The organism is Streptomyces sp. NPDC048659 (assembly GCF_040650575.1).
GTDB lineage: Bacteria > Actinomycetota > Actinomycetes > Streptomycetales > Streptomycetaceae > Streptomyces.
In genome coordinates, this window is the sequence record NZ_JBEZHM010000017.1 from 38,702 (window position 1) to 57,458 (window position 18,757).

Genomic DNA, 18,757 nt, shown 5'->3' on the forward strand with positions numbered 1-18,757 from the left:
GGGAGCGCTTCCGACCGACCTTGGGATACTCCACGAATGCCACGCGTGCTGCTGATCGAAGACGACCCCTCCGTCCGCGAAGGCGTCGAGCTCGGGCTGCGGCGCCGCGGCCACGAGGTGCGCACCGCCGCGACCGGTGAGACCGGGCTCGCCGCGCTCCGCGACTTCCGCCCCGACCTGCTGCTGCTCGACCTCATGCTGCCCGGCATGAACGGCGTCCAGGTCTGCCGCCAGGTCCGCGAGACCAGCCAGCTCCCGATCATCATGCTCACCGCGCGCGGCGACGACTTCGACGTCGTCATCGGCCTGGAGGCGGGCGCCGACGACTACATCGTCAAGCCCGCCCGTACCGAGGTCATCGAGGCCCGCATCCGGGCCGTGCTGCGCCGCATCGAGGAGCCCGGCGGCGGCGCGCGGCCCTCCGTCGAGTTCCACGGCGAGCTCGCCGTCGACCGGGCCGGGCTCACCGTCGCCAAGAACGGCGAGCGGGTCGCGCTGGCCCCCTCCGAGCTCAAGCTGCTGCTCCACCTCAGCGCCGCCCCCGAGCAGGTCTTCAGCCGCCAGCAGCTCCTCGAACACGTCTGGGAGCACAGCTTCCACGGCGACGCCCGGCTCGTCGACGCCTGCGTCCGGCGGCTGCGCAACAAGATCGAGGACACCCCCGGCGACCCCCGCTACATCCAGACCCTGCGCGGCTTCGGCTACCGCTTCGGACCCCTGTGAGAGCCCATGTGCCGGGCGGCGGGCGGCACGCCGACGCCCGCCGCAGACGGCTGCGCCCCTTCGGGCTGCGCACCCGGCTCGTCCTCGCCTTCCTGCTGGTCGCCGCCGTCGGCTGCGGCACCACCGCCGCGCTCACCTACCGGGCCGCCCGCAACGCGATCCTGGAGCAGACCCAGAACACCGCCGTGACGGCCTTCCGCCAGCAGGTCGAGACCCTCGGCACCCAGCTCCCCATCAACCCCGACGGGCTGCGCACCGCCCTCCAGGGCATCGCCAAGCAGGGCAAGCCGCGCCCCTGGCGGGTGTACGCGGAATACGGCGACCTGCGGGTGTCCTCCACCGACCGCCCCGAGTCGAGCGTCCTCACCCCCGAACTGCGCCGCCGCGCCACCGCGATCGGCGCCACCCACGGCAGCTTCCAGCGCGTGGTCAAGGACGGCACCCCGTATCTGACCATCGCGGTCCCGGCGGTCTTCGGCGACTACTACCGGGGCTTCCCCGAGGGCAGCCCCACCGGGCTCGTGCTCTACGCGGTGATGGACCTCGGCGAGGAGGAGGCCAACGTCGAGGCCATGGTCACCGCCGCCCGCGACGGCGCGCTGCCCGCGCTGCTCGTCGCCCTGGTCCCGGCGCTGATCGCCTCCCGGAGCGTGCTGCGGCCGGTGCGCGAGCTGCGGGTGGCCGCGCACAGCATGGGCCGGGGCCGGCTGGACACCCGGATCCACGCCAAGGGCAGCGACGAACTCTCCGACCTGGCCCGTACCTTCAACGAGTCCGCCGCCGAGCTGGAACGTTCCGTCACCGAGCTGCGCAACGCCGAGGCGCGGGCCCGCCGCTTCGCCTCCGACGTCTCCCACGAGCTGCGCACCCCGCTGGCCGGGATGCTCGCCGTCACCGAGGTGCTCGACGAGGACGCGGGCGCCCTCGACTCCGACACCGCCCGCGCGGTCCGCCTGATCAGCGCCGAGACCGGCAAGCTCGCCGTGCTCGTGGAGGACCTGATGGAGATCTCCCGCTTCGACGCCCGCGCCGCCGAGCTGCACACCGACGAGGTCGACGCGGCCGCCTCGGTCCGCAAGACCCTCCAGAACCGGCACTGGACCGACCCGGAGAAGATCGTCACCGAGCTCACCGACGGCCTCCGCGTCCCGCTCGACCCGCGCCGCTTCGACGTCGTCGTCGCCAACCTGGTCGGCAACGCCCTGCGGCACGGCGCCCCGCCCGTGACGGTCCGGGTGTACGCGGAGGGGGCGTGGCTCGTCACCGAGGTCGCCGACCGGGGGCCCGGCATCCCCGCCGACGTCCTGCCGCACGTCTTCGACCGCTTCTACAAGGCGGACGCGGCCCGCACCCGCTCGGCGGGCAGCGGCCTCGGCCTCGCGATCACCCTGGAGAACGTGCGGCTGCACGGTGGTACGGTCGTCGCCGCCGACCGCCCCGACGGCGGTGCCGTCTTCACCGTCAGGATCCCCCTGTGACTCCCGCCGCCCGCCGCCCCCGGTGGCGCCCGGCCGCCGCCGCGCTGGCGCTGCTGGCGCTGGCGGGCTGCGGCATCCAGGAGAGCGACGTGGTGGAGGCGGGCGGCGGGGCGCCGGTCACGGTCAACCCGACCGGCAACCCCCGGATGCTGCTGTTCTTCGTGGGACGGGAAGGACGGCTGATGCCGGTCGCCCGGGACCTCTCCTTCAGCCGGATCATCGACGCCGGGACCGGCACCGAGATCACCAGCCCGCCCACCCACCGGATCGCCACCGACAAGGTGCTGGCCGCCCTCCTCGACGGCCCGGACACCACCGAGCGCGAGGCGGGCCTCACCAGCCGGATCGAGCTGGACGGCGCGACCATGCCGCACGTCGTCCGGCAGACCGACGCGACCTGGCGCCCGGCGCTGAGCATCCGCCTCGGCAAGGTCCGGGTCGGCGACCTCGACCCCGTCGCCGTGCGCCAGATCGTCTGCACCGCCTCCTACGCCGAGGACCTCGGGCGCGCGGCCGAGGTCGTCCTCGCGGGCGAGGACGGCCCGCTGCCCGCCACCCGCTGCGAGACCGACTGACCCCGCCGGACAGGCCCTAGCGGCCGCCGCGCAGCTCCGCCAGGACCGCGTCCGTGAACGGCGGCCACGCCTGGATCGCCCACGCCCCGAAGGGCCGGTCGGTCAGCGCCACGCACGCCGCGCCCGCGTCCGGGTCGATCCACAGGAAGGTCCCCGACTGGCCGAAGTGCCCGAAGGTGCGCGGCGAGGACGAGGCGCCCGTCCAGTGCGGCGCCTTGCCGTCGCGGATCTCGAAGCCGAGGCCCCAGTCGTTGGGCCGCTGGTGCCCGTAGCCGGGCAGGATGCCGGTCAGCCCGGGGTACGTGACGGTCATCGCGTCCAGCACCGTGCGCGCGTCGAGCAGCCGCGGCGCCTGCACCTCGGCGGCGAAGCGCACCAGGTCGTCGACGGTGGAGACGCCGTCCTTGGCGGGCGAGCCCTCCAGCTCGGTGGCGGTCATCCCGAGCGGCTCCAGGACCGCCTGGCGCAGATACTCGGCGAAGGGGATGTCGGTGGCCTTGGCGACGTGGTCGCCGAGCGCCTCGAAGCCGGTGTTGGAGTAGATCCGCCGGGTGCCGGGCGCCGCCATCACCCGGTTCTCGTCGAAGGCCAGCCCGGAGGTGTGGGCGAGCAGATGGCGTACGGTCGCGCCCTCGGGCCCGGCCGGCTCGTCCAGGTCGATCGCCCCCTCCTCGTACGCGACGAGGACGGCGTACGCCGCGAGCGGCTTGGTGACGGAGGCGAGCGGGAAGCGGCGGCCGGTGGGGCCGTGCGCACCGGCCACGGTGCCGTCGGCGCGGACGACGGCGGCGGCCGCGGTCGGGACGGGCCAGTTCTCGATCGACGCCAGGGACGGAAGGCTGTTCGGCATGGTGCCGAGCGTACTTCGCCCGCTTGCTTCGAGTGCACTCCAACGTTCTAGCGTGGTGCCCATGAGCTTGATCGAGAGCACGCCACAGCCGGTGCGGAAGGACCGCTACACGATCAGTGAGGTGGCCGCGCTGACCGGACTCTCGGCCCACACCCTGCGCTGGTACGAGCGGATCGGCCTCATGCCGCACGTGGACCGCTCGCACACCGGCCAGCGCCGCTTCACCGGGCGGGACCTGGACTGGCTGGCCTTCGTCGGGAAGCTGCGGCTGACCGGGATGTCGGTCGCGGACATGGTGCGGTACGCCGAGCTCGTCCGGGAGGGCCCCCACACCCACGCCGCGCGGCGCACGCTCCTGGAGACCACCCGGCGGGACGTCCTGACCCGGATCGCGGAGCTCCAGGACACCCTCGCCGTGCTCGACCTCAAGATCGACCACTACGGCACCGTATGCGGAGGCAGCACCTCATGAGCAGCAGCGACGGCAGCAACGGCAAGATCGACACCGTACGCCTCGGCGCGGGGACGGACGGCCCGGAGATCGGCGTCCAGGGCTTCGGCGCCATGGGCATCAGCGAGTTCTACGGCGACACCGACGAGAAGGCCGCCCGCGACACCCTCGACGCGGCGCTGGAGAACGGCGTCACCCTCATCGACACCGCCGACATCTACGGGCAGGGCGCCAACGAGGAGTTCCTCGCCCCGTTCGTCGCGGAGCACCGCGACGAGATCGTCCTCGCCACCAAGTTCGCCATCGAGCGGAGCGCCGACGACCCGAACCGGCGGGCCGTCCGCAACGACCGCGGCTACATCCGGAGCGCGGTGGAGGCGAGCCTGCGCCGCCTCGGCGTCGAGACGATCGATTTGTACTACATGCACCGCCGTGACCCGGAGATCCCCTTCTCCGAGTCCGTCGGCGCGATGGCCGAGCTCGTCCAGGAGGGCAAGGTCCGCCACCTGGGCCTGAGCGAGGTCACCGGCGCCGAGCTGCGCGAGGCGTACGCGGTCCACCCGATCGCCGCCCTCCAGTCGGAGTGGTCGCTCTTCTCCCGCGACGTGGAGCGCAGCGCGGTCGGCGCCGCCGCCGAGCTCGGCGTCACCTTCGTGCCCTACTCGCCGCTCGGCCGGGGCTTCCTCACCGGCTCCTTCGCCGACGCCTCCAAGGAGCTCTCGGAGAGCGACTTCCGCCGCTACCAGCCGCGCTTCTCCGGCGACAACGCGGTCCGCAACGCGGCCCTGCTCGAACCCGTCCGCGCCATCGCCGCCGCGCACGGGGCGACGCCCGCGCAGATCGCCCTCGCCTGGGTCCAGCACCGCGCCGCCGTGCACGGCCTCGACGTCGTCCCGATCCCGGGCACCCGCAAGCGCTCCCGCCTGGAGGAGAACGCCGCCGCGACCCGCATCACCCTGACCGCCGAGGAGCTCGCCGCCCTGGAGCCGATCGCCGCCCAGGTGGCCGGCGACCGCTACCCGGACATGCGCTTCACCTCGGTGGGCCGGGAGGACTGAGCCGCCCCGCCGGGCCCGCCCGGTCAGGCGAGCCCCAGCGCGAACACCGCGAACCCCGCCGCCAGGACACCCGCCAGGGCGCGCCTGGCGGTGCCGGTCCGCGTCCACGGCGACTCGAAGCCCCGCGCGTACCGCCCGATGAGGACGAGCAGCCCGGCGAAGACCGGCATCCACGCGAGCCGGGCCAGGATCCAGCCCGACGAGTCGGGCGCCCCGACCAGGCCGGCGACCTCGCCCGCGTACGAGGCGGGGATCGCGGCGGCCAGCATCGCCGTCTGGTGCCAGCACAGGATCGTCATCGCCGACAGGTTGATCACCACGACCGGCGCCCACAGCGCGGGCCGCCGCAGCAGCCTCCCGAGCCGGTCCCGCAGCAGGATCGCGGCGCCGGACTGGCCGGCGGCCAGCGCGAGCACCAGCAGCGACGGCGGGTGCGAGTTGGTGCGGGCCTCGCCGGGGACGCCGACCATCGAGGCGGGGTAGCCGAACCAGACCAGCAGCGCGGCGAAGAGCGCGGCGCCGCCGAGCAGCAGCCCCCAGGCGTGCCGCCGGGTGACCCGGCCCACGCCCCAGGAGACGCCCAGCTGATACGCGAAGAGCCAGCCGGGCAGGATGTTCAGCAGGCTCAGCCAGGACGGCATCGCGTCGGCCGCGGGCCCGTAGCGCAGCAGGTCCACGACCGCGACCGTGCCGAGCAGCGGGGCCGCCGCCCACACCCCGAGCCGCCGGGCGGCCCGCACGCAGTACGGGGTCAGCGCCGTGACCACCGTGTAGACACCCACGAACCACAGCGGCTGGATCACCAGCGTGGCCGCCGTCCGCAGCGTGTCGCCCGGCACCCCGAGGCCGAAGTGCAGCAGCGGCGCCAGCACCGCCCACACGGCGGTCACCCCGAGCACCGGGCGGCCCAGCCGGGCGAGCCGGCCCTTCAGCCAGTCGCGGACCGGCCCCTCGTGGCGCCGGAAGGACAGCACCGAGGCGTAGCCGCCGACCAGGAAGAAGATCCCCAGCATCTGGAGGATCCAGCTCGCCGGGGCGAGCCCGCCGAACGCGGACAGCGGGCTGGCGTTGTGGATCGCGCCGTCGGCGGAGAGCGTGAAGCCGCCGAGCAGCCAGTGCCCGGTCGGCACGGCCAGCAGCGCGAGGGCGCGCAGCCCGTCGACCGCGCGGTCGCGGTGGGCGGGGGTGCCCGCCTCGATCTTCCGGATGAGCGTCTTCATCGGGCGGCCCCCTCGGCGATCGCGGCGAACGCGCGCAGCGAGGAGGTGCCGGGCGCGAAGTAGCCGTCGTGGCCGCGCGCGTCGGCGGCGTCGATCCGGCGGGCGCCGAACTCGGGCGCGGCCGGGTCGGTGCCGTGGCCGAGCCCGGCGAGCGTCACGTAGGGGACCCGGTCGATCCAGTCCGTCGGGTCCTTCGCCGCCCACACCCGGGCCCCGGTGCCCAGGTCGGCGGCGCGGTCGGCGCGCATCCCGGGGGAGCCGAGGACGACGAGGTCGGTCGCGTCGATCCGGCGCGCGGCGAGCCCGCAGACGACGGAGCCGTAGCTGTGGCAGAAGACCGAGGGCGCGGCGGCGCCGACGGCGGCGAGCCCCTCGGCGAAGCGGGCTAGGCGGTCCGCGCCCGCCTCGGCGAGCTCGCCGCCGGCGGCGTCCAGGCCGACCCCGACCGGTGTGGTGTAGCCGGCCCAGGCGATCACGGCGGTCCGCCCGCCGGTGGCCTCGCGCAGCGCGGTGGCCTTGCGGGTGAGCGGGGCCAGGTTGCCCGCGTCGATGTCGGAGCCCGGCACGATCACCGCCACGTGTGCGGCCCGCGCCAGGTCCCCGTAGACCAGGACGGCCTGGCCGCGCCCGCGCGGGTCGTACGCGAGGAGCTGCTGCCCGGCGAACCGGCCGCCCGCGCTCCGGGCGTTGGCGGCGTACCGCAGGGCGAGCGGGGCGCCGTCCAGGTTGCCGACGACGGTGGGGTGGGCGGCGGCCAGCTCCCGCTGCCGGGCCGGGGTCAGGGAGGCGAAGTACGCCCCGGCCTGAGCGGGTGTCAGGCGGGCCGGGTCGGGCAGCCCCTCGGCCCGCCACTCGGCCGTCCCGACCGGCATCCCGGTGACCGGCCGCTGGCTGGTGGCGGAGGCCCAGCCCGCCGTCCCGGCCACCACGCTCGCGGTGAGCACGGTGGCGACCAAAGCCCTGGTGAAGCGGCGCATGGGGTGGCCCTTCCTCTCTCTCGTCCGTCGGCGAGAGGAAGGTAGGAAGGGAACGCCTGACCGGGCGTCACACCAGGGCGCCAACCGTGAAGTGATACCGGGGTAGGGGGCGGTGGAGCTGCTGACCCCAGGTCAGGGGTGGGGCTAACCCCCGGTGCCGCGCGCGCGGCCCGCCCGGGACCGCACACCTGGCCCGCGCGTGGCCCGCTCGGGTCAGGCGCCGCCGCCCGGCGTCACCAGGCCCGACTCGTACGCGAAGATCACCGCCTGCGCCCGGTCGCGCAGGTCCAGCTTGGCCAGCACCCGGCCGATGTGGGTCTTCACGGTCTGCTCGGCCAGGACCAGGGCGTCGGCGATCTCCTGGTTCGACAGGCCCCGGGCGATCAGCTCCAGGACCTCCGTCTCGCGCGGGGTCAGCCCGTTGAGCCGCAGCGCGGCCCGGTCGGCGCGCGGCGCGGGCTTCGAGGCGGCGAAGTCCGCGATCAGCCGCCGGGTCACCGACGGCGCCAGCAGCGCCTCGCCCGCCGCCACCACCCGGACGGCGCCGATCAGGTCGGCGGGCGGCGCGTCCTTCAGGAGGAAGCCGGAGGCCCCGGCGCGCAGCGCCTCGTACACGTAGTCGTCCACGTCGAAGGTGGTGAGCATCAGCACCTTCGGGCGGTGCACCACCCCCGGCGGCGGGTTCAGGATCTCCCGCGCCGCCGCGAGCCCGTCCATCTCCGGCATCCGCACGTCCATGAGGACCACGTCCGGGTGGACGGACCGGGCCACCGTCACGCCCTGCCGCCCGTCCGGCGCCTCGCCCACCACGTCGATGTCGGGCTGCGCCGCCAGCAGCGCGGCGAACCCCGCCCGCACCATGGCCTGGTCGTCGACGATGATCACACGGATGGTCACGGGGCTTCCTCGGCGGTCGGGCGGATGTCGGCCGGCCGGAGGTCGGCCGGACCCAGCGGCAGCCGCGCGGCGACCCGGAAGCCGCCGTCCGGCAGCGGACCGGTGTCGAGCGAGCCGCCGGTCAACCGTACGCGCTCCCGCATCCCGACCAGCCCGTGCCCGGTCCCCGTACCGCCCTCGACCGGCGGACCGCCGCCCTCGGCGGGCCCGTTGACGACCAGCACGATCAGGCGGCCCGCGCCGTCCGGGCGGATCGAGACCCGGGTGACGGCGCCCGGCGCGTGCCGGACCACGTTGGCCAGGGCCTCCTGCACGATCCGGTACGCCGAGAGGTCCACCGCCTGCGGCACCTCGCCCAGGTCGGCGGCGAGGGACAGCTCGGCCGGCACCCCGGCCCGTACGGTCGCCTCGATCAGCTGCTGCACCCGGTCGAGCCCCGGCTGCGGGGCCCGCTCGCCCTCGGCGCCCTCGCTGCGCAGCACCACGAGCAGCCGGCGCATCTCGGCCAGCGACTCCCGCGCCCCGGCCGCGATGGAGGCGAACTCCTCGCGCGCGGCGTCCGGCAGCCCGGTGATCCGGTACGGGGCGGAGTCCGCCTGCACGGTGATCACCGACATGTGGTGGGCCACCACGTCGTGCAGCTCGCGGGCGATCCTGGCGCGCTCCTCCAGGAGGGTCCGGCGGGACCGTTCGGCCTCGCTGATGGTCTCCTGCTCGACCAGCCGCCGTTCGGCCTCGCCGCGCCCGCGCAGGGCGGTCGTGAGCAGCAGCACGACGCCGCTGAGCACGAAGAGCAGCAGGGTGATGCCGCCGGCCCGGTTCGGCGAGGCGATCTCGAAGACCGTCGCGGCGGCGCCGGTCATCAGCCACACCCCCATCAGGGCGCGCCGGGACTCGCGCAGCCCGAGGGCGAGCATCAGCGCCAGATAGCCGACCACGACCATCGGGGTCCACGGCCAGGGCCGCCCGTCCACCCCGTCGGCGGCGAGCAGCGCGAAGCCGCCGAGCACGTCGGCCGGGAAGATCACCCACCAGGCTTGGAGGGGCCGGGTGACGGCGAGCAGCAGGGGCGCGGTCTGCGCGGTGGCGAGCGCCCCGGCGACGGCCCCGTTGACCTGGTAGTCCTGCACGAGCACGGTGACGGTGACGGGCAGCAGCGAGGCGACGAACGCCAGCGCGACCCCGTACGGCAGCAGCCGCACCCAGGGCGTGGCGGCCCGCCCGAGCAGCGGCTCGCCGGGGCCGGTGGGGGTGGTGAGCGCGACGCCGAGGCCGCGCAGCAGCTCGTTGGCCCCGGCCCCGGCCGCGCGGAGCACTCCGCGCGCGCCGCCGGTCCGGGGCGTGGTCTCCGGTGGGTGCGGCCTGCGCCGCTGTTCATCCTTCATGGCCCGCCCAGGGTAGGCGGGCCGCCCGCGCCCGCACGTCATACCGGGGTGCGGGGCCGGGGGTCATACCGGGGTACGAGACGGGGGCGGTTCCCGCCCGGTCACCGGCTGGTCGCCGGCCGGTCCTACAGCTCGGCGAGGAGCTCCGCCTTGCGGCAGGAGAACTCCTCGTCGGTCACCAGGCCCGCCTGGTGCAGCTCCCCGAGATGCCGAATCCTTTCCTCCACCCCGGCCGGGTCGTACGGCCGCGCCGCCCCGGGCTGGGCCGGGATCGCCCGGCCCGAGCCGCGGATCGCGGCCAGCACGGCGGCGGCGAAGGGCAGCGACTCGTGCACCGGGCCGTAGCCGAGCCCGAAGACCACCGAGGCCGGGTCCCGGTCCGGGTGCTCCCCGAGGCGGGCCGAGCCGCACGGGTCCGGCCGCGTCAGCAGCCGCAGGAAGCCCTCCGGGGCCTCCGGCGAGCGCCACTCGACCCCGTTCAGCTCGCGCACCGCGAAGACCTGGTCGCCGGCCCGCCACTTCTCGGAGGACGCCATCGTGCGCGACCAGCGGAACGAGACCTCGCCGGAGCCGTCGAAGCTGGCCTTCCCGTCGTACGCCTTGAAGGACTGCGGCCCCTCCGGAGCCGCGACCAGGAAGCCGTCGGCGGGCTCCGTCGCGTCCGCCGGGAGCAGCCCGAGGAGCTCGTCGCGGTAGTACGCGGCCTGCGGCTCGCGCTCGGCGGGCAGCACGAGCCGATAGGGGTCGCCCCCCTCGGTCAGCTGCCCCGCCGCCGCCTCGACCAGCGGATCGGCCCCGGCCCTCGGCACGGCGCGCAGCACCAGCGTGCCCCGCTTGCCCGGCGTCAGCGTCACGGACGCCAGCGCCTCGTGCGGGATGCGCCGTTCGCGCAGCGTGCCGAAGAGCCTCGGCGTACGGATCCCCCGTTCGAAACGGATGACGATGGCGTCGCTCTCGAACTGCCAGGTGGCATGTATTCCTGCCAGCACATCACCCATACACCTCATCGTATGCGGCGTATGCCCCGGCGTCGCCCCTGTGGCGTCGCCCGAAATCCACGGTGATCTACGCGCGTCAGGCGGCTTCGGCACCGGAGATTCCCCTGCGGCAAGCGCTGTCCGCGGGAGCGCAGGTCAGCTCGCCGTAGGCGCCGACGCCTATCGCGGCGAAGTTCGCCAGGCTTCCGGTGCCGGGTTCGAAGTACCCGGCGTGGCCGCTCGCGCCGGCCGCCGACAGCAGCCGGGCGCCGAACTCGGGGGCCACCGGATCGGCGCCGTGGCCGACCCCGCCGACCTCCACGTGCGGGACGTCCGCGATCCAGTCGCCGCTGTCCCGCATGGCCCAGACGCGGGCCCCGGTGCCCAGGTCGGCGGCGTGCTCGGCGCGCATCCCGGGGCTGCCCGCGACCACCACGTCCGTGACCCGCGCGGGCAGCCGGCCGGCCGCGACGCCGCACAGGACGGAGCCGTAGCTGTGGCAGAAGAGGCTGACGGGGGCGGATCCCGGCAGCGCGGCGGTCAGCCCGAGGAGCCGGACGGCGCCGTTCTCCGCGAGCCGCCCGATGGCCGCGTCGATGCCGACGCCGACGGGCGCGGTGTAGTCGGCCCAGGCGATGACGGCGGTCGGGGTGCGCGGGTCGGCGCGGTGCTCGGCCGCGTACAGGGAGGCGGCCATCCCGGCGGGCGCCGAGTACATCCGGGCCGTCTTCTGGAAGGTCAGCAGATTGGTGTCCACCCCCGGCACCACCACCGAGATCCGGCGGGCCCGGTCCAGGTCGCCCAGGACCTCCGCGGCCCGTCCCGTACCGCCCGGGTCGAAGGCGAGGATCTGGCGGCCCGGCCGCATCAGCGAGCGGAAGCGGTCCACCCGGCGGACGGCGTCGTGCCGCCCCTCGGCGCTGAGCCGAGGGTCGTCCACCCTGCCCCGCTCGGCGTCGAGGACGCGGGCCAGGGAGACCCTGTTGGCGCGGTAGCGCAGGGCCACCGGCACGCCGTCGAGGTTGCCGACGACGAGCGGATACCGGTCGGCGAGCAGGGTGCGCTGCGCGGGGGAGAGCGAGGCGAAGAAGGCCGCGATCGTGCTCGCGGGGGCGGTGGGGGCGGGCAGCGCCCGGTGCCCGACCCGGCCGTGCGCCCAGGCGGCGAGCGTGCTCTGCCGGGTCTCGCCCGGGGCCGCCCGGTGCCCGATCGTGGTCCACCCGGTGGTCGCCAGGAACACGAACACCACGGCGAGCGCGAGCGTCATGCGCCAGACCGAGAGGGTGGGGGAGGTGTCGAAAGGAGGCATCGGGCGCCACCCTAGGGGGCGCGGTCGTACGGCCGGGCGGGCGAGTGACGCGGATCACCTGGCGGACGGCGCACGGTGACGCTCCGCACGCGGGGGCGCACGGGCCGGAGGGTGTACGGGGGGCTCGGGCGCCCTGGAGGGTCGGGCGGGGGGCCCGGCGGCTCGGGCGGGTGACCCGACGGCTGGGGGCGGGGGCCCGGTGGCTCAGGGCGGGGGGCCCGGTGGCCGGGCCGGGACCCGGCGGCCGGTCTCGGCGGCCGGTCGGCTCAGTCGCGCCAGTCCGGCGCGAGGGCCGCGCCGAGCTGGTCCAGATAGCGCTCGGTGAGCGTCCGGATCGCCTCCAGGGTCGGGTCGCCGCTCCGCCCCCACAGCTGGCCGGTCACCCGCATCACGCCGCTGAACGCCGCCACGGCGATCCGCGGGCGCGGGTCGGTGTCCACGTCGAGGCCCTCGCGCTCGGCGATCACCCGCGCGATGGACTCCTCCATCTCGTGGGAGCGGCGCAGATGGACGGCGAGCAGCGCGGGTGTGGACTCGATGACCTGGAAGCTGCGGACGTACAGCTCGACGGGGACGACCTCGGCGATGGCCTCGCCGATGGTGTCCCAGGCGCTCAGCACCGCGTTGCGCATCGCGTCGAACGGGCCCTCCTCGGGGGGCCGTTCGGTGAGCGCGCGCATGAACCGCTCCTCCACCATCTGCTGGACGGCGAAGGCGACCTCCTCTTTGGAGGCGAAATACCGGAAGAAGGTGCGCTGGGAGACCTCGACCGCGTCGGCGATCTCGTCGACGGTGGTCCCCTCGTACCCCTGGCTGGTGAAGCGCTCCAGGGCCACCCGGATCAGCGCGTCACGGGTGCGCTGCTTCTTCCGCTCGCGCAGACCGGGAACCGTCACCGTCTCGACCCCTTCCCGCGTCTCGATTTCTACTGCTTCGTCCAGCTCAGCGTACCTGTGAGCAACATGACAGTTACCGTCGCGTGAACTGATTAGTCAATTGTCAGTGACTGACATTAGCCTCGCGGCATGACTAGTCAGACCACCGTGGAAAAGACCCCGCAGGGGCAGGGGGGTGGCCGGACGCCCGACGCGAATCCGGCCCCGGCTCAGGCGAAGGGACTCCGCGGACATCCGTGGTTGACGCTGTTCGCCGTCCCTAATCTCTCTTAGGGAGGTAGGTCTGTCCCAGTAGGGTGACAGTCGACCGTCTGGGCCCGCACTTCAGGAGGACTCGACGATGGACCCGGCCCCCGACTACCGCGAGCGGCGCACTCTGCGGACCCGCGGCGAACTGGCCCGGGTCGGCCTGGAGCTCTTCGCCGCCTACGGCTACGACGAGACCTCTGTGGACGACATCGTCGCAGCCGTCGGGGTCGTCGAGCGGACCTTCTTCCGGCACTTCCCCGCGAAGGAGGACATCGCGCTCGCCGTCCAGGGCGACGTCGACCGGGCCTTCCTCGAAGCCCTGGAAGCGCGGCCCGTCGGTGAACCGCCGGCGGGCGCGCTGAGGCACGCCGCTCTCGCCTCGTGGGGCTCCTTCGGCGCCGTCCTCAACGGCGCCGTGCCGGTGTCGCTGGGCCTGCGGGCCTTGGCCCTGGTGGAGTCGACGGCGGGGCTCCTCGGTGTGGCGCTGCTCCGTTCCCGGGAGACGGAGAACGCAGCCGCCCGGATCGTTGCCGAGCGGGAGGGCCTGGACGTGGACATCGACCCGCGCCCGCGGATTGTGGCAGCCGTGTACGGCGGGCTGATTCGCTCGGCGGTGAGGGTGTGGGGCAAGGGTGCCGACCGGTCGCCGGAGGGGCTCCGGGAGGCCCTGGAGGGCTGCCTTGTGGGGGTTCAGGCCCAGTCGCGGTAGAGCTGCCGGTAGGCGTCGGCGAGTTGCGCCAGGGCGACGCTGAGGTCTCCGGGCGGGGCGGCCAGTTCGGCCGCGTGCTGGTCGCAGCTGTAGACGGGCGTGTTGCCGTTCAGGGCGACGAGCGTGACCGGGGCGCCGGACGGCGATGTGGTGGCGCCGCAGGTCTTGCAGCAGGGTTCGGCCATGGGTGAGGGGCCTCTGTGTGAGGGTGGGCCGGGTGATTCATGATCGAACAATTTACCTGTGCAGGTAAAGACGTCTCGTCATGATCATCAGAGGTTGGGGGGATGCCCGTAGAACAACCCCCTTGGGTGATCAGTCGACGTCGGCTGATCGGTGCCCGAATCCGGGCCGCGCGCGAGCACGCGGACTTGAGCCAGGTGCGCCTCGGCGAGCTCGTCGATGCCGACCACAAGACGATCCACCGGATCGAGTACGGCACGTCCGACCCGGGCCTCGGCCTCATGCTCCAGATCGCGAAGGCCCTGGACATCCCCCTGGCCGAGCTGGTGAGGTAGCCCCGGCCGGCCGTGGGGGAACGGATACCGGCCGGGGCGGTCTTGTGGTGCTACTGCTGGTTGCAGGTGCCGCACGCGAAAGACTGCTGGCTGACGCAGTTTCCGTGGTCGTCGTACACGTACACGGTGCTCTTCATCCCCGGGCACATGCCTGTTCCGTCCGGTTTCTGCCTACCGCATGGCGTGGCTACGTCCTGCTGGTGTCCCATGGGTGTGCTCCTGCTTCTCCTGGGGGGTGGGCTCCCAGTGCTGGCGGCACCCGGTGCAGTACCACGCCCACCGGTCCGGGGCGTCCGGGCGGGTGGAGGTGGTGTCTTTCCAGAGCATCGGGGGCGGTGTGCACTGGGGGCAGGGTGGGGGCATGGGCGCCATGTGGTCTCCCTTGGGTTGCTGTCCAGCGTGGCGTCCGCGCCTGGTGGTGCGTGCGGTTCAGCCGTCTCGGCCACCCATACGGGGGATGGCCGGGGCGGCGCCTAAGGGGTGATGCCGATGACGATGAGGGCGAGCAGGCTGAGGGCGATCAGGACGTAGCAGATCTGCCGCCCGAGCTCCGTCACGGCGACTCCACGGGGACGGGCGGCAGCTCCGTCCGGCCGACGAACGCGGCGCGGCGGCGGCTCATGCGCCGGTGCTCGCGGAGCTCCTGGAGCAGCGCGCGGCCAGCGATGCCGAGCTGCCGGGCGTAGCTCCAGTTCCCGAGTGGCCCGTCCCCCGGTCCGGCCTGGACGAGGTCGACCCACATCCGGACGGCGGCCGTGCCGCGCGCGGGCCGCTCGGCCTCGGGGATCAGCGCGATGCCGTCGGCGAGGGACGAGCAGTGGGTGAGGAGGTCGTTCGTGAGCTGGGCGATGGCCGCGTCGCTGGGGCAGTGGTGCTCCAGGCGGACGGCGAACGCGATGTGCCTCTCGGCCTCCGCTTCGACGTGCTCCTCTATGCCGTCAGCCGCCATGGTGAGCGCGGCGCCGAGGTCCGCCGCGACCAGCACGTCGGCCGGCTTGTCGTGCTGGTCACCCTGGACGCGGACGCAACAGTCCGCGCCCGGGTGAGGGCAGTAGTTGCAGGGCTTCGGCCTGTCGGTTCGCTGCGCCATGTCGGTGAAGCTAGGCGGCGGTTGGAGCGGCGAGCGATACCGTGTTCTCGAATGTTCTCGCGTCCTGGCCGAATAGTCTCGTCTGGTCACACAGAGGTGCGGGAACGTGTGGTGCGGCTCAGCCGGGGTGGCCATCCTGGACAGGACACCGGTTGCATCAAGGGGGAGGACCAACCATGGCGCGTCGCCTGCGCTTCGCCGGAACCGACAGCAAGAACGGCGGATGCCCTGCTCTGCACGAGGACACCGACACCGGCGAGTTCATCGTCCAGGGCAGGCCGCTTACCGCCCCGGACGACCTCACCCGACTCCGGCACCTCGGACCCGAGGACGTAGCGGTCGTTGTCCCGCGAGAGCTGCTCGTCAACCACGCCCCGAAGGAGATGACCCGGGTGCCCGAGCTCATCGGCCTTGACGAATTCGGGCGTCTCTTCCACAACTTCGCGTACTCCGCGTGGCACCTGGAGACCCGCGGCAGGTACGCCTCCGACGAGGAGGACCCGGACTTCGCCGTCTTCCTGGAGACCGGCGAGGCGCCGATGGACCTGGACAGCGACTGGTGCCGGACCATCTCCGCCCAGACCGCAGCCGGCAAGTACGTCGGGCGCGTCCGGGTCGTCGACAACCCGCCGACCGACGGTCAGCGATTCCTCCAGTCCTACGCCCGCTGCAACGCGGCCACCGGCGAGGACGCCCGCGCGATGTGGCGCGCCGAGGCTGAGGCCGGCCTCATCCCGGCGGAGGACTTTTGGGTCTTCGACTCCCGCCTCGTCGCCGTGCTTCGCTTCGACGACCAGGACGCCTTCCACGACGTCGAGGTCATCACCGAGCCCGCCGAGGTCCTCCGCTACGTCCAGGTCCGCGATGCCGCTGTGGCCATGTCGCGGCCGTACGACGCCTTCGCCGCCCAGCTCGGCGCCGAGTAGCACGAGCAGCCGGTGAGCACGGACTACCAGCAGGCGCGCGAAGCCCTCGGAATTCGGCTGCGGGAACTTCGCCAGACGGCGCCCGGCGGCCCGCTCACCGGCACTCAGCTAGCCGAGCGACTCGGCTGGCCTCACTCCAAGGTGTACAAGCTGGAGGGCGGACGCCAGACCGCCACCAGTGAAGACCTTCGCGCGTGGGTGGAGGCCGTCCGGCAGCCGGATGTCCTGCCCGAGCTCCACACCAGGCTCCGTGGATTCGAGTCGCACATCCGGTCTTGGCGCCGCCAGCTCGCAGCCGGGCATCGTCCGGTGCAGGACACGTGGAACGTGGCCGTTGACCAGGCCCGAGTGATACACGCCTGGGAAGAGTCGGTGATCCCCGGGATGCTTCAGACAGCTGACTACGCGCGGCACATCTTCCTGCGCTACGCCGAGCTCCAGGGCACCAAGCGGGACACCGAGGATGCCGTCCGGGCCCGAATCCGGCGACAGGACTGGCTGTATCAGAGCGGGCGCCGCTTACACGCCCTGGTGTGGGAAGCCGCCCTTCACGCGCAGGTGTGCCCGCCGTCCGTGCTCGCCGGGCAGCTGGACCGGCTGGCGGCCATCGTCGGCATGGACACCGTCGAGCTCGGGGTGGTCCCTCTGGGGGCGCCGCTGAGGATCCCGGCGGCGTCAGGATTCTGGGTCTTGGACGAGCGGCTCGTGATCGCGGAGGACTGGCACTCCGAGTCGTGGCTCGACGACGCGGACGTGGTGGCCACCTACCTGAAGGTCTGGCGGACCCTGGCTCGCTCGGCGGTCGGGGGCGCGGATGCCCAGGAGCTGATCCACCGAGTGCGCCGAACGGTGCGCGCGTAGAGCTGTCGCCCCTCAGACGTGAAAAAGCCGCCCCCTCCCGCGCCGCAGCGCGAGAGGGGGCTGAATCCCCACAGACGCGGGGAGCAGACTCGTACCCGGCGCGCACCCCAGAAGCTCGCGTGGGTCATCCCCGCAGACGCGGGGAGCAATGCGAACTGGCCTTCAAATTCGGGCCAACCCCGTGGTGACGGGGAGCAGGTTTCACAAGCCCGCTTCATCCGGACCATCCCCGCGCACGGCGGGGAGCAGCGTGATCTGTCCCCGACGTTCGGGCCATCCCCGTAGTGACGGGGAGCATATTCACGAGCCCTGCTTCATCTGGACCATCCCCGCACGGGCGAGGAGCAGGGGCTGGGCTGAAGTTGCAACACTCCTGACATTCGGACCATCCCCGTGTTCACGGGGAGCAGTGGGTTGAACGTATCCCATCCGGCGCCTGTGGCGGGCGCCCTTCACTCGATCGGGTGACTCTCATTGTGGACCTCGTTACATGTGTGACAAAGTTCAGGTGTTGACAGGGAGCGACCACCACCGAAGGAGCCACCATGAGCACCGAGATCTTCGACAACTTCCCCGGCCGCAGCTTCAGCAACTACGACCTCCTCGACGAGATCACGAAGAAGCACGGGCTTGACCGCCGCGAGGCCCACGACAGCATCAATGTCTTCCTCGCCCAGATCATCGCCATCGACGGCGACGACGTCGTCCTCAAGCGCGAAGCGGCGAACCCCGAACTCCTCCGAGACAACCCGCGCGACCTTGACGTCCGGTACTGGCTCACCATCAGCGACGAGACCGCCGACATGATCCGCGAGAGCTTCGCCGCCGTCTACGAGACCGACTGATGCCTGAGGAGCTCTGGAGCCGGGACGAGATCGCCGAGTACCTCGGTATCGCGCCAGGCTCCGTTCGACAAGTCGTGCGCCGCATGGGCCTCACGGCTACCTACAGGCCCGGCCCTAACGGACGCCCGATGGCCTGGTACAACGCCGCTGCCGTACGCAGAGCAGCCGACCACCGGCCCGGACAAGGCGCTCGAACCGACCGCCCCAGCACATGACGAAGCCGCCCCCTCCCGCGCTACGCGAGAGGGGGCGGTGGTGCATCAGCGGAGGAGCAGACCGGCCGCTGCCGTCGCGACACCGGCCAGGCCGACGAGCGCGCCGATCGAGGCGAGCGGCCACCTGGACTTCTCCAGCGAGTCGAGGCGGGCCTCGTGGTCGGCGAGCTGCTTGTCCGTCTGGTCGCTGCGCTGCACCAGCAGCGCGAGGGCGCCGTCGACCCGGGCGAAGCCGGCCTCCATGGTGCCCCGGAGCCGCTCCAGTTCGAGCGCCACCTGTGTCGACTCGGCCGGCGTCACGACCGGCCCGCGGTGTCGTCGGTCCGCAGCCACCTCGGGAGGAGCTGCTGGACGCCGGGCAGCGCCATGACGCGGGCGAAGCCGCCCGCGACGGCGAGGCCGCCCGCGACCCAGGGCAGGGACTCCGGGATCCCGGAGGCGGACACGATCGCGGGCAGGGCGACGGCGAAGCCGAGCGCGGTCTGGAGGATGGTGCGGGCGGTGCGCTTGGAGGCGTCAGACATGGGGGGTGGTCTCCTGTTCGGTGG

At 73.4% G+C, this 18,757-nt stretch carries 22 protein-coding genes; 10 read left to right on the forward strand and 12 right to left on the reverse strand.

What is annotated here, in order from left to right; all coding sequences use genetic code 11:
- The first annotated feature begins 36 nt into the window (after positions 1–36).
- From AB0C99_RS15590 to AB0C99_RS15600, 3 genes are read left to right on the forward strand one after another with little or no spacing between them, the layout of a single operon-like run.
- Entirely contained in the window at positions 37–723 is a 687-nt protein-coding gene (locus tag AB0C99_RS15590; protein ID WP_362475067.1) for a response regulator transcription factor, read from the forward strand.
- On the forward strand, positions 720–2,201 hold the full coding sequence (locus AB0C99_RS15595; protein WP_362475068.1) for a HAMP domain-containing sensor histidine kinase: 1,482 nt from the start codon (positions 720–722) through the stop codon (positions 2,199–2,201). The genes AB0C99_RS15590 and AB0C99_RS15595 overlap by 4 nt, the downstream gene beginning before the upstream one ends.
- A complete protein-coding gene (locus AB0C99_RS15600) occupies positions 2,198–2,776 on the forward strand; it encodes a hypothetical protein (RefSeq protein WP_362475069.1) in 579 nt (192 codons plus the stop codon). Before AB0C99_RS15595 ends, AB0C99_RS15600 begins: the two co-directional genes overlap by 4 nt.
- 16 nt (positions 2,777–2,792) lie before the next feature.
- Here AB0C99_RS15600 and AB0C99_RS15605 read toward each other — a convergent pair whose 3' ends face one another.
- Positions 2,793–3,626, reverse strand: a complete 834-nt coding sequence (locus AB0C99_RS15605) for a serine hydrolase domain-containing protein (RefSeq protein ID WP_362475070.1) — start codon at positions 3,624–3,626, stop codon at positions 2,793–2,795.
- Positions 3,627–3,687: 61 nt separating this feature from the next.
- On the opposite strand from AB0C99_RS15605, the gene AB0C99_RS15610 reads away from it, so the two are divergent.
- Together AB0C99_RS15610 and AB0C99_RS15615 are read left to right on the forward strand one after the other, a co-directional pair.
- Positions 3,688–4,098, forward strand: coding sequence for a MerR family transcriptional regulator (locus AB0C99_RS15610; RefSeq protein ID WP_362475072.1), 411 nt, complete (start codon positions 3,688–3,690; stop codon positions 4,096–4,098).
- The gene (locus AB0C99_RS15615; protein ID WP_362475074.1) at positions 4,095–5,135 is read left to right on the forward strand and encodes an aldo/keto reductase; all 1,041 of its coding nucleotides are present in this window, start codon (positions 4,095–4,097) and stop codon (positions 5,133–5,135) included. Before AB0C99_RS15610 ends, AB0C99_RS15615 begins: the two co-directional genes overlap by 4 nt.
- 23 nt (positions 5,136–5,158) lie before the next feature.
- On the opposite strand, the gene AB0C99_RS15620 is transcribed toward AB0C99_RS15615, so the two are convergent.
- The 7 genes from AB0C99_RS15620 to AB0C99_RS15650 form a co-directional block, all read right to left on the reverse strand.
- Positions 5,159–6,355 carry an acyltransferase gene (locus AB0C99_RS15620; protein WP_362475076.1) on the reverse strand — a complete coding sequence of 399 codons (1,197 nt, stop codon included), beginning with the start codon at positions 6,353–6,355 and terminating at the stop codon, positions 5,159–5,161.
- Entirely contained in the window at positions 6,352–7,332 is a 981-nt protein-coding gene (locus tag AB0C99_RS15625; RefSeq protein WP_362475078.1) for an alpha/beta hydrolase, read from the reverse strand. The genes AB0C99_RS15620 and AB0C99_RS15625 overlap by 4 nt, the downstream gene beginning before the upstream one ends.
- A 213-nt stretch (positions 7,333–7,545) precedes the next feature.
- Complete coding sequence (locus AB0C99_RS15630) at positions 7,546–8,229, reverse strand: response regulator transcription factor (RefSeq protein WP_362475080.1); 684 nt, start codon at positions 8,227–8,229, stop codon at positions 7,546–7,548.
- Positions 8,226–9,614 carry a sensor histidine kinase gene (locus tag AB0C99_RS15635; RefSeq protein ID WP_362475082.1) on the reverse strand — a complete coding sequence of 463 codons (1,389 nt, stop codon included), beginning with the start codon at positions 9,612–9,614 and terminating at the stop codon, positions 8,226–8,228. Before AB0C99_RS15635 ends, AB0C99_RS15630 begins: the two co-directional genes overlap by 4 nt.
- Positions 9,615–9,739: 125 nt before the next feature.
- Positions 9,740–10,612 (reverse strand): DUF4429 domain-containing protein, encoded by an 873-nt coding sequence (locus AB0C99_RS15640; protein WP_362475084.1) that lies wholly within the window; start codon positions 10,610–10,612, stop codon positions 9,740–9,742.
- Positions 10,613–10,688: 76 nt separating this feature from the next.
- Positions 10,689–11,900, reverse strand: a complete 1,212-nt coding sequence (locus AB0C99_RS15645; RefSeq protein WP_362475085.1) for an alpha/beta hydrolase — start codon at positions 11,898–11,900, stop codon at positions 10,689–10,691.
- 266 nt (positions 11,901–12,166) lie between these two features.
- Entirely contained in the window at positions 12,167–12,796 is a 630-nt protein-coding gene (locus AB0C99_RS15650) for a TetR family transcriptional regulator (RefSeq protein WP_362475087.1), read from the reverse strand.
- A gap of 340 nt (positions 12,797–13,136) precedes the next feature.
- On the opposite strand from AB0C99_RS15650, the gene AB0C99_RS15655 reads away from it, so the two are divergent.
- Complete coding sequence (locus AB0C99_RS15655) at positions 13,137–13,754, forward strand: TetR/AcrR family transcriptional regulator (RefSeq protein ID WP_362475089.1); 618 nt, start codon at positions 13,137–13,139, stop codon at positions 13,752–13,754.
- On the opposite strand, the gene AB0C99_RS15660 is transcribed toward AB0C99_RS15655, so the two are convergent.
- A complete protein-coding gene (locus AB0C99_RS15660) occupies positions 13,736–13,939 on the reverse strand; it encodes a hypothetical protein (RefSeq protein ID WP_362475091.1) in 204 nt (67 codons plus the stop codon). The two genes, AB0C99_RS15655 and AB0C99_RS15660, sit on opposite strands and share 19 nt — an antisense overlap.
- Before the next feature lie 102 nt (positions 13,940–14,041).
- On the opposite strand from AB0C99_RS15660, the gene AB0C99_RS15665 reads away from it, so the two are divergent.
- Positions 14,042–14,272: a helix-turn-helix transcriptional regulator gene (locus AB0C99_RS15665; protein WP_362475093.1), complete on the forward strand. Its 231-nt coding sequence runs from the start codon at positions 14,042–14,044 to the stop codon at positions 14,270–14,272.
- A gap of 553 nt (positions 14,273–14,825) precedes the next feature.
- On the opposite strand, the gene AB0C99_RS15670 is transcribed toward AB0C99_RS15665, so the two are convergent.
- Positions 14,826–15,362 (reverse strand): DUF6415 family natural product biosynthesis protein, encoded by a 537-nt coding sequence (locus AB0C99_RS15670; RefSeq protein ID WP_362475095.1) that lies wholly within the window; start codon positions 15,360–15,362, stop codon positions 14,826–14,828.
- A gap of 176 nt (positions 15,363–15,538) precedes the next feature.
- On the opposite strand from AB0C99_RS15670, the gene AB0C99_RS15675 reads away from it, so the two are divergent.
- The 3 genes from AB0C99_RS15675 (at position 15,539) to AB0C99_RS15685 (ending at position 17,994) form a co-directional block, all read left to right on the forward strand.
- On the forward strand, positions 15,539–16,288 hold the full coding sequence (locus AB0C99_RS15675; protein WP_362475097.1) for a DUF6879 family protein: 750 nt from the start codon (positions 15,539–15,541) through the stop codon (positions 16,286–16,288).
- Positions 16,289–16,300: 12 nt separating this feature from the next.
- A complete protein-coding gene (locus AB0C99_RS15680) occupies positions 16,301–17,149 on the forward strand; it encodes a helix-turn-helix transcriptional regulator (protein WP_362475099.1) in 849 nt (282 codons plus the stop codon).
- Between the two features lie 545 nt (positions 17,150–17,694).
- A complete protein-coding gene (locus tag AB0C99_RS15685; RefSeq protein WP_362475101.1) occupies positions 17,695–17,994 on the forward strand; it encodes a hypothetical protein in 300 nt (99 codons plus the stop codon).
- A 260-nt stretch (positions 17,995–18,254) separates the two neighbouring features.
- Here AB0C99_RS15685 and AB0C99_RS15690 read toward each other — a convergent pair whose 3' ends face one another.
- Both AB0C99_RS15690 and AB0C99_RS15695 read right to left on the reverse strand, forming a co-directional pair.
- Positions 18,255–18,452: a hypothetical protein gene (locus AB0C99_RS15690; RefSeq protein WP_362475315.1), complete on the reverse strand. Its 198-nt coding sequence runs from the start codon at positions 18,450–18,452 to the stop codon at positions 18,255–18,257.
- Positions 18,453–18,505: 53 nt separating this feature from the next.
- Entirely contained in the window at positions 18,506–18,733 is a 228-nt protein-coding gene (locus AB0C99_RS15695; protein ID WP_362475103.1) for a hypothetical protein, read from the reverse strand.
- Positions 18,734–18,757 lie beyond the last annotated feature (24 nt).

Bases quoted from the DNA above. Each gene is read 5' to 3' on its own strand.
- AB0C99_RS15660 (WP_362475091.1), bottom strand. From the start codon at position 13,939: ATGGCCGAACCCTGCTGCAAGACCTGCGGCGCCACCACATCGCCGTCC.
- AB0C99_RS15670 (WP_362475095.1), bottom strand. From the start codon at position 15,362: ATGGCGCAGCGAACCGACAGGCCGAAGCCCTGCAACTACTGCCCTCAC.
- AB0C99_RS15610 (WP_362475072.1), top strand. From the start codon at position 3,688: ATGAGCTTGATCGAGAGCACGCCACAGCCGGTGCGGAAGGACCGCTAC.
- AB0C99_RS15655 (WP_362475089.1), top strand. From the start codon at position 13,137: ATGGACCCGGCCCCCGACTACCGCGAGCGGCGCACTCTGCGGACCCGC.
- AB0C99_RS15605 (WP_362475070.1), bottom strand. From the start codon at position 3,626: ATGCCGAACAGCCTTCCGTCCCTGGCGTCGATCGAGAACTGGCCCGTC.
- AB0C99_RS15635 (WP_362475082.1), bottom strand. From the start codon at position 9,614: ATGAAGGATGAACAGCGGCGCAGGCCGCACCCACCGGAGACCACGCCC.
- AB0C99_RS15690 (WP_362475315.1), bottom strand. From the start codon at position 18,452: ATGGAGGCCGGCTTCGCCCGGGTCGACGGCGCCCTCGCGCTGCTGGTG.
- AB0C99_RS15615 (WP_362475074.1), top strand. From the start codon at position 4,095: ATGAGCAGCAGCGACGGCAGCAACGGCAAGATCGACACCGTACGCCTC.
- AB0C99_RS15640 (WP_362475084.1), bottom strand. From the start codon at position 10,612: ATGGGTGATGTGCTGGCAGGAATACATGCCACCTGGCAGTTCGAGAGC.
- AB0C99_RS15685 (WP_362475101.1), top strand. From the start codon at position 17,695: ATGAGCACCGAGATCTTCGACAACTTCCCCGGCCGCAGCTTCAGCAAC.
- AB0C99_RS15625 (WP_362475078.1), bottom strand. From the start codon at position 7,332: ATGCGCCGCTTCACCAGGGCTTTGGTCGCCACCGTGCTCACCGCGAGC.
- AB0C99_RS15665 (WP_362475093.1), top strand. From the start codon at position 14,042: ATGCCCGTAGAACAACCCCCTTGGGTGATCAGTCGACGTCGGCTGATC.
- AB0C99_RS15695 (WP_362475103.1), bottom strand. From the start codon at position 18,733: ATGTCTGACGCCTCCAAGCGCACCGCCCGCACCATCCTCCAGACCGCG.
- AB0C99_RS15645 (WP_362475085.1), bottom strand. From the start codon at position 11,900: ATGCCTCCTTTCGACACCTCCCCCACCCTCTCGGTCTGGCGCATGACG.
- AB0C99_RS15620 (WP_362475076.1), bottom strand. From the start codon at position 6,355: ATGAAGACGCTCATCCGGAAGATCGAGGCGGGCACCCCCGCCCACCGC.
- AB0C99_RS15590 (WP_362475067.1), top strand. From the start codon at position 37: ATGCCACGCGTGCTGCTGATCGAAGACGACCCCTCCGTCCGCGAAGGC.
- AB0C99_RS15675 (WP_362475097.1), top strand. From the start codon at position 15,539: ATGGCGCGTCGCCTGCGCTTCGCCGGAACCGACAGCAAGAACGGCGGA.